The sequence below is a fragment of the Phycisphaerales bacterium genome (assembly GCA_035627955.1).
Lineage (GTDB): Bacteria > Planctomycetota > Phycisphaerae > Phycisphaerales > UBA1924 > JAEYTB01.
In genome coordinates, this window is record DASPKU010000011.1 from 81,978 (window position 1) to 98,432 (window position 16,455).

A 16,455-nucleotide genomic window follows, 5' to 3' on the forward strand; every position below is an offset into this window, starting at 1 on the left:
CTCCGCACAAACGGCACGACCTGCCCGACTCCCAGAACCCCACCCGGCCCGCTGCTCATCCCCCGCAGCGGGCCGTTTTCGTTCCGCCCCACATCCGATCTTCAAGCTCACATGAACCCCGAGCGTGAAGACTCCAGCCAGCCGCCCCACCGGCGCACGCCCCTCACCGGTGCCAATAACGCTGCCGTGGGCCCGCTCGCCAGCTACGAAGAGGTCGAGCACCTCGGCGGCCTCATCGCCAAGCTCGACTCGCTCCTCGACGGCTCCAAGACCACGCTCGACACCCTCAAGTCCAAGTTATCGGGCGAGTCCGTGCTCGAGATCGCCATGGCTGGCGAGGTCGAGAAACGCCTCACCACCGCCGCGCAGGCCTTGGAGCGCATGAGCGAGCTCGTGCACAACGCCATGCAGGGGCCCTCGCTCTCCATCGGCTCCGCATCGCTCGCCCGCTCGCGCCCGGTCACGCTCGCCGAGGCCATCGACCACGCCGTCGAGCTCCTCACGCCCATGGCCAAGCGCCGCGGCGTCGACTTCCACCTCGACCTCGTCCCCGCCGTCGCATCGCTCCCCGCCGGCGCTCTGTACACCGTCGTGCTCAACGCGCTCCAGAACGCCGTCGAGTCGATCTCGCGCCGCGGCGTCCGCGGGCGTGTCGACATCAGCGTCCGCCACGACCGCGCGCCGGTCATCGGCGGCTATGGGCGCGACACGCGCGACTGGTATCTCCTTGAAGTCACCGATGACGGCGCCGGCCTCCCCGCAAACGTCGATAGCGCCCGCCTCTTTGACCTTGGCTTCACCACCAAGCCCCGCGCCAGCGGCGTCGGCCTCGCCGTCGCCCGCAACGTTGTCCAGGGCATGGGCGGCACCATCGAGCTCGCCCCCCGCGAGGGCGTCCGCGGCGGCGCGATCCTCCGCGTCAAGTTCCCCAGCCCCGCCGCCAGCGGCACCCTCCGCCTCGGCGGCGCCGCCTGAACGAGCCCGACGCGCAAGCGAGGGTCTTCTTCCTACCGCCGCACCCGCCGCACCTCTCCCCCCCCCACACACCTGCGCCCTCGCTTCACCCGCGCTTCGCCCCCGCCTCAACCCCACCCCGCCCACTTGGGCATGGCCGCCCCGCTCCCCTCTGTCTTCTGGTACCGCTCCCTCCCCACTACCCGCCGCCCCGCTCTCACGGGCACGCACCGCACCGACAACCTCGTGATCGGCGGCGGCATCGCTGGCCTCTCCTGCGCCCAGCGTCTCATCGAACTCGGCCAGCAGGTCACGCTCATCGAGGCATCGTTCATCGGCGCGGGCGCCACGGGCAAAAGCTCCGGCTTCATCACCCCCGACAGCGAGCTCGGCGTCACCCAGCTCCGCCGCCGCTTCGGTGACGCTACCGCCCGCACGTTGTGGCAATCCGCCAAGGACGCCTGCGACCTCATCAAGCAGAACGTCATCGATTCCGGCCAGGACTGCGGCATGATTGAGGCCGACAGCTTCTACTGCTCCCGCGGCCGCTCCGGCCCACGCTCCCTCCGCGACGAGCACGATGCCCAGACCGCCCTCGGCTTCGACGCCCACTGGCACGAGCACGACATCACCGAATGGCTCGGCACCTCCCGCTACACGGCCGCGCTCCGCACCTCCGGTACCTTCGGCATTCAAGGCACGCAGTACGCCAACGCCCTCGCCACCCTGCTCGAGTCCCGCGGCCTCACTCTCCTCGAGCACACACCCGCCACCGACATCGCCGAAGGGCTCGTCACGACTCTCAACGGCACCATCGAGGCCCAACGCATCTTCGTCTGCACCGACCGCTACGCCCCCAGGCTCGGGATTCAGACCCGCAGCGTCTACCGCGCCCGCACCTACCTCGCCATCACGCGCCCGCTGCCGCGCGATCTCCTCCACCAGCTCTTCCCGAAGGGCCCGCTCCTCGTGTGGGACACCGACCTCGTCTACCAGTACTTCCGCCCCACACCCGACCACCGCCTCCTCGTCGGCGGCAGTCTGCTGACGCACTCCACCCGCGCCGGCACCCCGGACCCCGCCGCGGGGCTCCGCCACCTCACCCAATACATCGAATCCACCTTCCCACAGCTCGCGCCCGCGCGCTTCGAGGCATACTGGCCCGGCCTCATCGGCGTCAGCAAGGACATCCTGCCCATCGCTGGCCCAGTTGCCGATACGCGCACCATCCACTGCGCCCTCTGCGCCGCCGGCCTCCCATGGAGCACCCTCGCTGCCCGCACCGCCGTCGATTCAGCCCTCGAACGCCCTTCCCCCATCGCCCCCTACTTCAACCCCGCCCGCGCCTTCGGCCCCGCCGACTCCCTCCAGCCGCTGCTCGGCAAGCCCAACACCTGGGGCCTCGCGTACTACTACGCCCGCGAGTACCAGCGTGGTGGCCTCCGCCGCGCCCGCACCGAACGCAACCTCACCGCCGCCGCCCTCACACTCGCCGCCGCGGCCGCCCTTTACGCCACCGCCCGCGCGCTTCGGAATCGTGCCACCGAGATGTCCTCATCTCGGTGGGCCCCCACCCCACGGCACCGCCAACCCGCGAAACCGCTCGCACGCCCCCACCACGCGCGGTAAGCTGAACCCATGACGCACCCGCGGCCCACCCTGCCCCGCGCGTTCACGCTCATCGAGCTCCTCGTTGTCATCGCCATCATCGCCCTGCTCATCGGCCTGCTGATGCCCGCGCTGGGCAAGTCCCGCGAGGCCGCGCGCACCGTCATCTGCCTGAGCAACCAGCGGCAGATCGGCGTCGCCCTCATGGGCTACGCGGCCGACCGCAAGGAGTACATCCCGCGCGAGAGCGGCGACAGCGAGCAGTGGCCCGGCCGCCCCACCCAGCCCCGCAACCCGCAGTGGCCGCAGGTCCTCCGCCCCTACCTCGACCCCGAGGCCGCGAAGAAGGACAACGAGCTCTACCCCAACGGCGAGCGCGAGTGGTTCCGCGAGGCACCGTACTACAAAGACCCCAGCCGCCGTCGCGGCGACAAGCACCAGATCCACTACGTCGTCAACGGCTTCTCCTTCTCCGCCCCAGGCATGCTCAACAGCATCGCCAAGAAGGCCACGCCCATGCACCGCTACCCCCGCCCCAGCGAGTGCATCTGGATGTCCTGCTTCGCCGACGACCCCACCAACGTGCACTCGGGCGCGTGGTACGCCCCCGGCCAGACCAACGTCCAGGTCGCCCAGCACTACGACCTTCACGAGCTCTCCAACCTCGACGGCTCCGTCCCCAACAACCCCATCTACATCCAGCGCATCTCCCCTAAGCGCCATGGGATGGGCGCCAATGCGATGTATCTCGATGGCCACGCCAAGACCGAAAAGGCCGACGTGCTCGTCACCCTCAAGACCTGGGAAGACGGCGACTACCGGCCCAATGGCGAGCCGTGAGCCACGAGTGCTATTCCCCCGCACCTGAACTCCTGCTCGCGTTCGCGTCCTCTCTGGAAGCTATCGATGCACCATCTCCGGCGTCTGACCCTGCCCCTTGGCCTCTGCCTCGCGATCACCGCCTGCACAACCCGCCCGGCACCGCAGCAGACCGCGACCTCAGTCGCGCAAGTCTCGATCAAAGCACACAACGAAGACTTCCTCCGCCAGTACGCGGCCACCTACCGCTTCACATTGGGCCGCCCGAAGTCCATCACCGTCACGCCTGACGGCAAGGCCGTGCTCTTCCTCCGCTCCGGCCCGCGGTCCTTTGTCCACGACCTCTACGAGTTCGACGTCGCCACCGGCAAGGAGCGCGTGCTCTTGACCGCCGAGCAGGTTCTGGGCGGCCAGGACGAGCAGCTGACGCCCGAGGAAAAGGCACGCCGCGAACGCCTTCGCTTGTCCAGCCGCGGCATCACCAGCTACGAGCTCTCTGATGACGGCTCGAAGCTGGTCGTCCCGCTCTCCGGCCGCCTGTTCATCATCGACCGCGCCACCGGTCACCGCACCGAGATCAAGAGCGACGCGGGCGCGCCGATGGACCCCCACCTCTCGCCCGACGGCGCCCGCCTCGCCTGCGTCCGCAACGGGGAGGTGTACGTCACCGACCTCGCATCGGGCCAGGAGCGCAAGGTGACCAGCGGCGCCGGAGGCTCCATCACCAACGGCCTGCCCGAGTTCGTCGCCCAGGAAGAAATGGGCCGCTTCCGCGGCTACTGGTGGTCGCCGGATTCCACGCACATCGTTTTCCAGCAGACCGACACCTCCGCCATGGAGGTCTTCCACATCGCCGACCCCATGCACCCCGAGGCCGCGCCCAACGCGTGGCCCTACCCCCGTGCCGGCGGCAAGAACGCCGACGTCAAGCTCGGCATTGTCAGCGTCGACGGCGGCGACCCGGTCTGGGTTCAGTGGGACCGCGAGCAGTACCCCTACCTCGCCACCGTGAAGTGGCCCAAGAACGCGCCGCTCACCATCCTCGTGCAGAACCGCACGCAGACCGATGAGATGCTGCTCGCTGTGAATCTGGAAGGCGGCTCGACGGCCGCGCTCCGGCGCGAGCGCGATGACGCCTGGGTCAATCTCCAGCAGAGCTGCCCGCACTGGCTCCAGGACGGCAGCGGCTTCCTGTGGCTGACCGAGCGCACCGGCGAATGGTCACTCGTGCACCGCGCTCGCGAGCACGCGATCCAGCGCTCGCTCACTCCCAAGGGCTTTGGCTTGATCGACCTGCTCGGGGCCGACGAGAAGCACGGGATGGCCTACGTCATCGCCAGCCCCGACGGCATGCAGATCCACCTCTGGGCCGTGCCGCTCGCGGGCGGTGAGCCGGTCCGGCTTTCCACCCAGGCCGGTCAGCACAGCGCGACCTTCGCAAAGGGCGGCGGTGCCCTGGGCACGTGGGTCCACTCGTGCAACCTCGCGGACGGCACCGTCAAGGTGCTGGTGCGACGCGGCATGGAAGCGGAGCCGATCGGTGAACTCTCCTCCGCCGCCGAAGAGCCCCCCTTCATCCCCAACGTCGAGTTCACCACGGTCACCGACCGCAACCTCCGCGCCGCCATCATTCGCCCCCGCTCCTTCGACCCGGCCCGCAAGTACCCAGTCATCAACAGCGTCTACGGCGGCCCGCACACCAACGTCGTCAACGCCACGCCCCGCTCATACCTCCTGCACCAGTGGCTCGCCGACCAGGGCTTCATCGTCGTTTCCATCGACGCCCGCGGCACGCCCCGTCGCGGGCGCGACTGGGAGCGCTCCATCAAGAACAACGTCATCGACGGCCCCCTCGAGGACCAGGCCGCCGCGGTCAAAGCCCTCGCGGCCAAGTACCCCGAGATGGACATCACCCGCGTGGGCATCACCGGCTGGTCCTTCGGCGGGTACTTCTCCGCCATGGCCACGATGCGCCGCCCCGACGTCTTCAAGGCCGGCGTTGCTGGCGCCCCGGTGTGCGACTGGCAGGACTACGACACGCACTACACCGAGCGCTACATGGGCCTGCCGCAGGAGAATGCCGCGGGCTACCAGGCCAGCAACGTCCTCACGTACTGCAAGGACCTCACCGTACCGCTCCTCATCATCCACGGCACCGCCGACGACAACGTCTACTTCATGCACTCACTGAAGATGAGCGAGGCCCTCTTCCGCGCCGGCAAGGTGCATGACTTCCTGCCCCTCTCAGGCTTCACACACATGGTGCCCGACCCCAACGTGACGGTGAGTCTCCAAGGCCGCATCGCCACGTTCCTGAAGGAGCACCTGGGCGAGCCGCGGTGAGCTTCCAACCCTCGCGATATATTGCTGCACCAGCGGTACTGTAAGTTACCCTGCGCGCCTGCGAGCGTGCGTCACTTCCGTCCAATCGATGGCCCGGACTTGCGAAGAACTGACCTCCGCCACCGCAACCGTTTCACCGCTCAGAGTGAGGAACTCAACCAGGTACCCCTGACCATCGCTCGCGACGTCGACAACCGTGCCAACGTCACCAGCTTTGAGCGCGTACTGAGCCAGGTCCTCGGTGAGGACGACACGGTGAAGCTCAGGAATGCCGTGGGTTTCAGCCATGCCGTTCAATGGTATCACTCCGTTCCGATCTCAGGGCGAAGACCCAGCGGGTACGCGGTTACAAGCCTCGGGTGGTCATGAGGTGGCTTGATAATCCATACCGATCGAACCTGGGGCAACCGACCGTCGGGGCAGGGCATCGGAGCATCGATCCCATAGATGGTCCCATAGGAAACAGCCGTGACTTAGCTGGCGGGGTTCTCAGCCACATGAACCAGCAGCGCCGCGACGAGAACTGCAGGCTCATTCCTCGAGAAGCCGAAGCGAGAGAAGAATCTCGCCTTGGGACTTCCGTCGGGATGGCTCGGATTCAAGAGGTATTCTGTGACCTTCGGAAGCGGGACTTCGGCTCGAGCACGCTCCGGCACCCAGGTCGGTATTCCGGCGGCCCCGCCGTTATCACTCACCACTCCGGCCCCCCCGTGTACCGCCCGTACACATCCGCCATCGCCTGCACCATCTCGCCCAGCGTGCAGTTCGCCAGCGCTCCGTCCACCAGCGCAGGCATCACGTTGAACTTGTTCAGCCCCATCTCCGCGGCCTTCGGGTCGCCATCCCGGCATGCCACGCGGATGCGCTCCAGCGCCGCCGCGACCGCCTTCGCGTCGCGCCGGGCCTTGAAGTCAGCCAGTCGCCTGTTCTGCTCCACCTCCACCTCGTGCGAGATGGTGAGGATGTCGATCGGCCGCTCGCCGCTGTTCTCGGTGTACGCGTTCACGCCCACGATGATGCGGTCCCCCGCCTCGCACTCTTCGCTGAACCGGTAGCTCGCCTCTGCGATCGAACGCCGGAAGTAGCCGCGGTTGATCCCGTTGATGCACGAGCGCCCGAACGTGCGGCGCGCCTCGTACGCCTCGTGCTCTGCCAGGGACACGTCCCCCCGCACGCGCGAGCCCTTAGCCCGCCAATCCTTGTACTCGCCCATGCGGTCGATCTCGTCGATGATGTTCAGCGCCTCGCGCTCCATCGTGTCCGTCAGCTGCTCGATGAACCACGAGCCGCCCAGCGGGTCGGTCGTGCGCGTCACGCCCGTCTCGTGCGCCAGGATCTGCTGCGTCCGCAGCGCCACCGTCACCGCCTGCTCGGTGGGCAGGCCCAGCGTCTCGTCCATGCTGTCGGTGTGCAGCGACTGGCACCCGCCCAGCACCGCCGCCATTGCCTGGTAGGCCACGCGCACGATGTTGTTGAGCGGTTGCTGCTCGGTCAGGCTGCACCCCGCCGTCTGCACGTGCGTCTTCATGAACCACGAGCGCTCGTTCTTCGCCCCGTACCGCTCCTTCATCACGCGGGCCCAGATCCGGCGCGCCGCCCGCAGCTTGCAGATCTCCTCGAAGAACTCGTTGTGCGAGTTGAAGAAGAAGCTCAGGCGCGGCGCGAAGCTGTCGATATCCAGCCCTCGCTCCAGGCACGCCTCCACGTACTCCATCCCGTCCCGCAGCGTGAACGCCAGCTCCTGCGGGCCCGTGCTCCCCGCCTCGCGGATGTGGTACCCCGAGATGCTCACGCTGTTCCACTTGGGCACGAACTTCGACTGGAACTCGATCGTGTCCACCACCAGCTTCACGCTCGGCTCGGGCGGGTAAATGAACTCGTTCTGACTGTGGAACTCCTTGAGGATGTCGTTCTGCAGCGTCCCGCCAAGGGTGTCCCACGAGATCCCCCGCTGCGTCGCGTGCGCCAGGTACATCGCCCAGATCACCGCCGCGGGCCCGTTGATCGTCTGCGACACCGTCACCTTGTCGATCGGGATCCCGTCGTACAGCCGGTGCATGTCCTCGATCGTGCTGATCGCGACCCCGCACTTGCCCACCTCGCCCACGCACAGCTCGTCATCAGAGTCCCGCCCCATCAGGGTCGGCAGGTCAAACGCCGTGGACAGCCCCGTGTTGGCCTTGGTCCCCTTGGCCTGGCTCAGCAGGTACTTGAACCGCTTATTGGTGTCGTCCGCCGACCCAAACCCAGCGAACTGCCGCATCGTCCACAGCCGCGTGCGGTACCCCTCGGGGAACAGCCCGCGCGTGTACGGGAACTGCCCCGGCTGCGGCACATCCCGCGCCAGCTCCTTCAGCCCCTCCGCCTCCTTGTACCCCTGCTCGCCAGGGCCATACGACGGATCGAGCACCAGCCCCGAAATCGTCACGGCGTGGGGGTCAACCGGCGGAATGGATGGCGAAACGGACGGACGGCTGGTGGGGGTCGTGGGGGTGCTGGACATGCCCCAATCATATCGCCCCGGCCGCTCACTCCCCCTTCTTCGGCGCCGGGTTCACAATGAAGTCCAGGCCCCCGGCCCTGCCCGCCATCCCCCGCCCGGTGATCGCGCGCGTCGGGTCCTCCGTGTCTTCCCTGCCGCCATCATCCTTCTGGTCATACCCCGCCGAGTACACCACCCACGCCCGGCCGCCCGCGTGCGGCCCGCCCTTCGGCCCCCTGTACAGCATCTCCGCTCCGGTGAACGGGTCCCGCGGCACACTCCTCAAGAACGCGGGCGACAGCGGCGCCAGCGTTTCCGGGTACGCCCCGTGCTTGAGCCGGTACCGCTCCAGGGCCACCATCACCTCCACGCCGGCAGCTTCCACCTCCACCTCGTCCATTTTCTCAATCGCGCCGGGCAGGTTCGGCATCGTCACAGCCAGCACGCGGTGACGCTTGGTATCCAGCGCCGACTCGAACTCCGCGAACCTGAACGCATCTTTCCGGCGCTCCGCGAATCCGAGCCCCACCACTCGTCCCGCACCCGCGTAGAACTCCTCCGTCTTCGCGACCGCCTCCTGCCGCGACGCCATCCCGGGAGGATCATCCCGCGTGTACGTCGCGTGGATGGATGCCAGCGACATCAGCCTGGCCCCCTGCACCGCCGCGCCAGGTCGTGGCAGTGGCAGTGAAGAGTCAAGTAGAGACGCAAGGCGGGCCAGCGCCGCCTCCGGCACGGTCCCACGCCCCAGCACGCGCTCGATGTCCTCCAGCGTTACCTGGCACACCACCACCCCGGCAAGGTACCCCACCATCTCCGTGTCCGTGGAGTACACCTTCGCCATCGCGAAGTTCTCCGCCGCTCGGTCCACCCACGCGTCCCACCGCCCCTCCTCCGCGGCCTGCAACATGTCCACGCGGTTCACCCAGCAGCAGGCCCGCAGCGTCCACAGGTCGCAGAGGTCGCTCTCCACCAGCGCCACGTCCGCGGGCATCGGGCGCCCGACGTTCCCCGCCTGCGCAACCCGCGCAATCACCTCGCCGATGGCGGCCTTCCGCACCTCCTCGAGCCCTCGCTGCGCCAACCCCCGCTCGCCCGGGTCCGCCTGCTCGTCCACCAGCGCCGCCCACGGGATGCCACGCCCCCGCTCCCCCATCACCGCTTCGCCCGCCTTCAGCAGCAGCTCGCGGGCCTCCATCAGCGCGTCCCACGCGACCGGCCCCGCCGCCTTCGCTCGCAGCTCCTCGAGCTGCTTGCGGTAGTCGGTGCGGCCGGGCGTACCGTCGCCGCCAACCACGGGCTGCACCGCAAGGCACACGCACGCACTCAAGACGGCAACGATCATGAGGTCCCCTTCCTGTTCGAGCACCGCTCATTGCGGCATCGCCTGTAGACCGCGACATCATTCGCCTTTTCGAGTCACCACTTTCGGCGCCGGATTCACCACGAAGTCCAAGCCCTTCCCTGTCTCCGTCACCGCCCACACGCGGCTCTTCGGGTCGCACTTCCCGTCGTTGTCGGTGAGGTCATAGCCCACCGAGTACAGCAGGTACTCCCGCCCGCCCTCGTACCCGCCCTCCCGCGGCCCCTTGTACACCAGCCCCCCGCCCGAGAAGTAATCCCGCGGCACCTCCGCCACGTACCGCGGCACCAGTTCGCCCAAACTCGCAGGCAGCCGCCCATGCTCCGCCCGGTACCACTCCAGCGCCACCATCGCCCGCGCGCCCGCCTGCTCCGCCTCGATCTGCCCGATGCTCGCAAAGTACTTCGCGATCGCGGGCAGTGTCATCGCCACCACAGGGTTCTTATGGATGGACTGCCGTCGCTCGTATTCATCAATCTTGAACGGGTCCGCAATCCGCTCTCTGAAGGGCAGCGACAGCAGCCGCACGGCGTTGTCGTGCAACTCATCCACGCTCGCGTGCGCCGCGGCCCTGGTCACCCACCCCGCGATCGGAGGGTCCTCTGACAACGGCAGGCCCGCGTCGTTCGGCGGCGCGAGTCGGTTGTCCTCATACACGCGCGCCAAGTACCCCACACGCTGCCAGCTGTTCCGCTCGTACACATAATCAATTGCAGCCTTGATCACCAGCCGCGATGCCTCTATCCCGCGCGTCGGCCGTTCCCGCATCCCCAGTCCATCCAGCAGCCCAGCGACCCGCTCCAGCTGCGCTGCGTCCAACACCCTCTGGTCCACCACGCGCTCCAACTCCAGCAGCGCCGTGCTCTCAACTGCGAACCCGATCATGATCCCGATCAGGTAGGAATCCTCGCGGTACGCCCGCGCAATCCGTAGCAGCTGATCCAGCTTCTCGAGCCACCGCTCCCAGTCCCCCGCACGCGCATCCTCACGCATCAAGATCAGGTTGATCTTGCTGCACTGCCGCACCGTGATCAGGTCCGGCAGCAGGTCCATGATCGCGAGCCCATCTCCCAGCGGCCGCACCACCCCACGGCCTTTCGCGATTCGCGCGATCGCCGGCTCGATCCCTCGTCCCGCGCTCAGCCGCAGCATCTCCCGCGCGACCTCCACATGGTGCGGCTCCTCGGCCTCACCCAGCAGCGCATCAAACGGCATCCAGTAGGGTTGATCGAAGAGCTGCACCTCTTCACGCACCCCGTCGAGCAGCCGCCTCGCCTCCATCACCGCCTCATACGCGTTCGGCCCGGGGATCGCCGCGAGCAGCTCTCGCTGCCGCGCCCGGTAAGGCTCCTGCGAGCCAAAGTCGGGCATGCGATCGATGCTCTCGGGCTGTGCGGCGGCGACCAACGTCGCCGCCACGACCGCGGCGATACTCATCGCTTCTCCTCTCGCCACGTCGGCGGAACGCTGAACACATAGTCATGCCCCGACGCCGTCGCCGGACCCATCAGCGAGCTTTGGTTCCGCATCGGGTCATACTCCCCACCATTGTCGATGCCGTCGCCTCCGACAGAGTACAGCACGTACGAACGCCCTTGCGGGTCCGCAGCGGCGTCCAGCACGCGGTAGACCAGCGGCTTGCCCGAGATCGGGTCCCGCGGCAGCGAAGCCACGTATTCCGGCACCAGCGCCTCCAATCGTTGCGGCGCTTGCCCTGCATGCCGGTCCCGATACCGCTCTACCGCCAGAACAAGCCGCGCGCCGTCCAGTCTGAAGGCAGTAGCCTCCTCTGTGTCCCACCACTTCTCGTAGGCGCCGAAGCACAAGTCTTCGAGAATCCGGGTGTACGTGTGCCGCACCCCCTTTGGGAGCGGCATCTTCACTCGTAATCGCCGCTCTGGACGAGCCAGTGCCGTGTTCGTGCGGAACTCGTCGTAGGCGTGCCTCAGCACGCGCAGCGTCTCTGCCCTTGATGCCATCACCAGTCCCGTCAGGTTCCACGCCGCGTCCTCCGGGAGCCAGTCGAACCAGCTTCCCTCGTATTCCCCGAGGAAGCGCTGGATCGCTCGGATGAACTCGAACGACATGCGAAACTTCGAGTAGATCGGCCGCCCACCAGTCGGCCCGTCGGTGAACAGCTGCGCAGCGGTGAGCTCCAGGTCCACTCCGATGAGGTCAATGGTCGCATCCGGCGGCGTCATCCGCTCGCGCTCGAACACCGCGCTCAGCCGATCGAGCACCTCGCCCGGCACATCCCGTGTGCCGATATCGACGAGAACCCTCTCCAGCGGCATGGTGACCGCCGCCAACCCCACCAGCCTGTTGAGGATCGCGCCACTACGCCCCGACAGCCGTCCAATCACAAGGGTGCACTCCACCGCGCTGACATACTCATCCCAATCGCCAGCCTCGGCCGCCAGCACCTGACGCGCGCTGTTCGCCCGAACGATCTGCCGGAGGGCGCCCAGGGCCACCTCCTGCTCGAACTGCTTTCCGGGCTCCTTGATCAGCCACACCACGTCCCGTGGCGCCCGCCCCGCTTCGAGCACGGCGTCGAACACGCCCTGCTTCCTCATCTCCTCCAGCGCCGCGATCGCGTGCGGCCGCCCCTCCGAGCGCACCTCGGGCGGGCGCGAGTCCGACCCTGTAATCTCCCCGAACCAAAGCACGTACTGCTCGCCGTTGGGGAGCTCCGCTTCCTGAGCCTTCTGCGTGACCCGCGTGGCGGTCTCGGTGGCCCGCTTGAGCGGCTCGGTCGCCGACTCACCCACCTCCGGCTCACCTCGCCGGATGATCGCGTTCCCACGCTCAACCAGCCCCGCCGTCGGCGTGGCCTGCTGCTGCACCAGCAGCCACCCCTCCACCCCCCACGGCCACAACATCAGCAGCAACGCAACGATCCACATCCCCCGAGCCTATCACGTACCATCCCCCCCAATGGCCCCCACCACCCCCGAATCCCAAGCGGCCCCCCGCCACTTCAAAGCCCTCGCCACCGCCGCCCTCGCCGGGCTCCTCATCCTCCTCATCGCCGTCACCGTCCAGAAACTCTGGTCCGCCGACTTCTGGTGGCAGCTCAAGAACGGCGAGTGGATCCTCGCCAACCGGCGCGTGCCCGACACCCTCATGTACTCGCACACGGCCCCCAACGAGCCGGTCCGCGAGATGCGCTGGCTCTACTCCATCATCATCACGTGGCTCTGGCAGGGCGGCGGCGGGGCGCTGCTCGTGCTCTTCCAGGCCGCGCTCGTGACGCTCACCTTCTGGATCATCGTGTGGCCGGTTCGGCGCGTGCTGCTGACGCCGCTGGGCCTGCTCGCCGTCGGCCTCGCCCTGCTTGCCGGCTTCAACCGCTGGGTCGTCCGCCCCGAGTTGCTCACGTACGTCTTCTCCGCCGCGTTTCTCGTGATCCTTGAGCGTGCTACCCGCGACGGACTCTCGCGTGGAAGCCGCGCCCTCTGGCTCCTCCCGCTATTCCAGATCATCTGGACCAACACCCACTCCACCTTCGTCTTTGGCCCGCTGCTCGCGTGGACCTTCCTCGGTTCGCAATGGCTGCAATCGCGCCTGCGCGCCACCTCGCCCTCCACCGCCGCGCCCACCCGCAACCTCCTCATCGTCGCCCTCCTCACCACCGCCGCCTGCTGGATGAACCCCTACGGCCACTGGGGCGCCATGTACGCCCTCGAGGTGTTCCGCCTCACCCAGCCCGGCCACACAACCGCCCGGGTCATCACCGAGATGGTCAGCCCCTTCAAGGTCCGCTTCGCCGACTGGGGCTGGGACTTCTGGGCCGCGGCCATCCTCTCCGCCCTCGCCGTGCTCACCTACCTCCCCGTCCGCAGGCTCGCCCCCATCTCCCGCGCCGTCATCCTGCTGATGTCCCTCTACCTCCTCGCCACGCTCCAGCGCAACCTCGGCATCGGCGCGGTGCTGCTCGCGTGGGTCGCCACCCGCAACTGCGCCGACCTCGCCGCGGTCCCCCACACCCTGAAACTCCGCGACAGCCAGCCCGCCCACCTCGCCAGCGCCGCCCTCGGGCTGCTCTTCGCGATCACCGGCTGGCACATCGCCACCGACCGATACTCCGTCGCCCGCTCCCTCCCGCGCGAGTTCGGCCTGGGCGTTGTCGAGTGGTACCAGCCCCGCGGCGCCGAGCAGTTCATCCTTCAGCACAAGCCCCAGGGCAACCTCTTCAATATCGTCCGCGACGGCAGCTACTTCACCTGGCGAGTCAGCGACGTCCTGCCCGTCATGATCGACGGTCGCATTGAGTACGGGCAGGAGATCCTCCGCGACGTCAGCGGCGCCGCCCCCGCCACCTGGAACGCACTCACCACCAAGTACAACCTCGGCACCGCTGTCATCCCCACCGCCAACTACGCGGACCTCGCATCATTCCTCTACACCTCGCCCGATTGGGCCCTGGTCTCACTTGACGCCACCAGCTACGTCTTCCTCCGCAACACACCGCAGAATGCCCCGCTCATCGCCCAGCACCGCATCGACGTCAACCGCTGGCAGCCCCCCGCAACCGAGCCCGACGACACCGTCCCCGCATGGAAAGCCGCGTACGGCGGTGTCGGGCGCGCCTGGTACAACGCCGGCCTCGCCAACGCCCTCGCCGCCCTCGACGGGCACGCCGCCGCGATCCCCTACTACGAGAAGGCCGTCGCCAACGCCCCCACGGTCCGCCGCCACAAGCTCGCCCTCGCGCCGTACTACATCGTGTCGGGCAAGTCCGCGGAGGCCGAGACGCTCCTGGCCGGCGTCTCCCGCAACGAGCTCGCCGATGTCGACCGCACCACCGCGGGCCTCCTCGCCCAGGCCGGCCAGATCCCCGCGGCCATCGCCCCCGCCCAGCGCGCCCTCGACGTCTACACCGGCGACCACACGCTCCGCATCTTCACCGCCGACCTCTACTTCCAGACCGGCAACTTCGCCAAAGCGCGCGATATGTACACCCTCGCGCTCAAGGACGGCGTCGGCTCCTGGAACGAGCTCAACAAGCTCGCCCACGCCCACGAGCAGACCGGCAACCTCCAGGAAGCCGCCCGCGCCTACCGCGCCTCCCTCGAGGGGGAGCCCCGTCAGCCCACCATCTGGAACATGGCCGGCGAGCTCGCGGCCCGCATGGGCGACTTCGCCTGGTCCAAGAAGTGCTTCGAGACCGCCATCCGCCTCAACCCCGACTCCCAGCGCGCCCGCACCAACCTCCAGCAGCTCAACCAGCACCTCGCCAACTCGGAGCAGCCCTCGCACCCGCCCGCGCCGACCACCCCACAACCGCAGCCACCCCCACCGAAGTAAGCCCCCACATCCGACATCCGAAGTCCGACATCCGACATTTTCCCGCCCGTGTGTTAAGCTGACCAACCAATGCCCGACCCCGTCCCGGTCCCCCTCCTCAACGTCAGCGAGTCCATCCAAGTCCTCGCCATCTCCATGGGCCTGGGCGGCATCGTGGGCCTGCAGCGCGAGTGGGCCGAGTCCAACATCGCGGGCATCCGCACCTTCCCCCTCATCACGGTCCTGGGCACCATCGCCGGCCTGCTCTTCGGCTTCAACCAGCCCCTGGGCATCACGATGATCGTCATCTGCATGGTCGGCGTCATCGCCGCCAGCATGCTGGGCAACTACCTCCGCGCCCGCCCCTGGCTCCCGCCCCCCGCGCCCAACCCCCTCGGCTCTGTTCCGCGCAAGGAGAAGACGGGCTCGGGCATCACGACCGAGATGGCCATCCTCGTGATGTACGCGGTGGGCGTCTACCTCGCCTTCGGCTACGCCACCGGCCACACCGTCATCGCTGTCGCGGTCACCGGCGCCGTCGTCCTCCTGCTCTACGCCAAGGACCTGCTGCACAAGTTCGTCAGCAGCCTGGGCGCCACGGATGTGCACGGCATCATGCAGTTCATCCTGCTCGCCTGCATCATCCTCCCCGTGCTGCCCAACCAGGGCTACGGGCCCTTCGAGGTCCTCAACCCGCGCAACATCTGGCTCGTCGTCGTGCTCGTCGTGGGCATCAGCCTCATGGGCTACATCGCCTACCGCCTGGTCGGCGAGCGCGCCGGCACCGTCCTCTCCGGCCTCATCGGCGGCATGATCTCCTCCACCGCCACCACCGCCAGCTTCGCCCGCATCACCCGCGACCAGCAGGACAGCAACGGGCACGCCGCCCGTACCGCCCTCGTCGCCATCATGCTCGCCTCCGCCATGGTCTTCATCCGCCTCTTCCTCGAGCTCTCCGCCACCGCCCCCAACTACCTCTGGACCATCTTCGCCCCGCTCCTCGCCATCGGCATCGCCACCGCCATCCTCGCCCTCATCCTCTTCGTCAGCTCCCGCGACAACCAGCAGTCCCTCCCCCAGCAGCAGAACCCCACCAACCTCCGCGCCGCCTTCCTCTTCGCCCTCATCTACGCCGCCGTTTCCCTCGGCGCCGCCTACGCCCAGGAACACCTCGGCTCCCGCGGCCTCTACGCCGTCGCCGCCATCTCCGGCCTCTCCGACATGGACGCCATCACCCTCTCCTCCGGGCGCGCCGTCACCGAGGGCCGCATGGAGCCCCACCAGGCCACCCGCGCCATCGCCATCGCCCTCATCTCCAGCATGGCCATGAAGGTCATCATCTGCGGCGTCCTGGGCAGCCCCGCCCTGCTCCGCCGCGCCGTCCTCGTCTTCGCCCTCAACGCCGCGGCCGCCGTCGCCGTCATCCTCTTCTGGCCGCGGATGTAAGCGGGGTGCCATCGATCCACCGTCGCTCTGGATAGTGATCGGTGATGCGACGACCGAACCGACGCTCTGCCGATGACTCCCCCAGTGCCGGTTCTCGCGCCCACCGCACCCACAAAACCTGCGCACCACGCGCCGCCTCACCACAGCTTCA

11 protein-coding genes are annotated in these 16,455 nt (G+C 68.1%); 6 read left to right on the forward strand and 5 right to left on the reverse strand.

The features are described 5' to 3' along the window. Positions 1-111 precede the first annotated feature (111 nt). The 4 genes from VD997_09135 to VD997_09150 all read left to right on the forward strand — a co-directional run bounded on the left by VD997_09135 (position 112) and on the right by VD997_09150 (position 5,724). Positions 112-975, forward strand: coding sequence for a HAMP domain-containing sensor histidine kinase (locus tag VD997_09135; protein HYE62148.1), 864 nt, complete (start codon positions 112-114; stop codon positions 973-975). Between the two features lie 132 nt (positions 976-1,107). Continuing rightward, entirely contained in the window at positions 1,108-2,583 is a 1,476-nt protein-coding gene (locus tag VD997_09140) for an FAD-binding oxidoreductase (GenBank protein ID HYE62149.1), read from the forward strand. Positions 2,584-2,592: 9 nt separating this feature from the next. Further along, a complete protein-coding gene (locus VD997_09145) occupies positions 2,593-3,402 on the forward strand; it encodes a type II secretion system protein (GenBank protein HYE62150.1) in 810 nt (269 codons plus the stop codon). Between the two features lie 66 nt (positions 3,403-3,468). Continuing rightward, the gene (locus VD997_09150; GenBank protein ID HYE62151.1) at positions 3,469-5,724 is read left to right on the forward strand and encodes a DPP IV N-terminal domain-containing protein; all 2,256 of its coding nucleotides are present in this window, start codon (positions 3,469-3,471) and stop codon (positions 5,722-5,724) included. Between the two features lie 45 nt (positions 5,725-5,769). Here the strand turns inward: VD997_09150 and VD997_09155 are convergent, their stop codons facing one another. The 5 genes from VD997_09155 to VD997_09175 form a co-directional block, all read right to left on the reverse strand. Continuing rightward, a complete protein-coding gene (locus VD997_09155; GenBank protein HYE62152.1) occupies positions 5,770-6,012 on the reverse strand; it encodes a DUF4926 domain-containing protein in 243 nt (80 codons plus the stop codon). 403 nt (positions 6,013-6,415) lie between these two features. Then, the gene (locus tag VD997_09160; GenBank protein ID HYE62153.1) at positions 6,416-8,227 is read right to left on the reverse strand and encodes a methylmalonyl-CoA mutase family protein; all 1,812 of its coding nucleotides are present in this window, start codon (positions 8,225-8,227) and stop codon (positions 6,416-6,418) included. 25 nt (positions 8,228-8,252) lie between these two features. Beyond that, complete coding sequence (locus tag VD997_09165; protein HYE62154.1) at positions 8,253-9,551, reverse strand: hypothetical protein; 1,299 nt, start codon at positions 9,549-9,551, stop codon at positions 8,253-8,255. A gap of 57 nt (positions 9,552-9,608) precedes the next feature. Then, positions 9,609-11,006 (reverse strand): hypothetical protein, encoded by a 1,398-nt coding sequence (locus VD997_09170; protein HYE62155.1) that lies wholly within the window; start codon positions 11,004-11,006, stop codon positions 9,609-9,611. Next, positions 11,003-12,475, reverse strand: a complete 1,473-nt coding sequence (locus tag VD997_09175) for a hypothetical protein (GenBank protein ID HYE62156.1) — start codon at positions 12,473-12,475, stop codon at positions 11,003-11,005. The genes VD997_09170 and VD997_09175 overlap by 4 nt, the downstream gene beginning before the upstream one ends. 31 nt (positions 12,476-12,506) lie before the next feature. On the opposite strand from VD997_09175, the gene VD997_09180 reads away from it, so the two are divergent. Further along, complete coding sequence (locus VD997_09180; protein ID HYE62157.1) at positions 12,507-14,879, forward strand: tetratricopeptide repeat protein; 2,373 nt, start codon at positions 12,507-12,509, stop codon at positions 14,877-14,879. 69 nt (positions 14,880-14,948) lie between these two features. After that, positions 14,949-16,304, forward strand: coding sequence for an MgtC/SapB family protein (locus tag VD997_09185; GenBank protein ID HYE62158.1), 1,356 nt, complete (start codon positions 14,949-14,951; stop codon positions 16,302-16,304). The last annotated feature ends 151 nt before the right edge of the window (positions 16,305-16,455 follow it).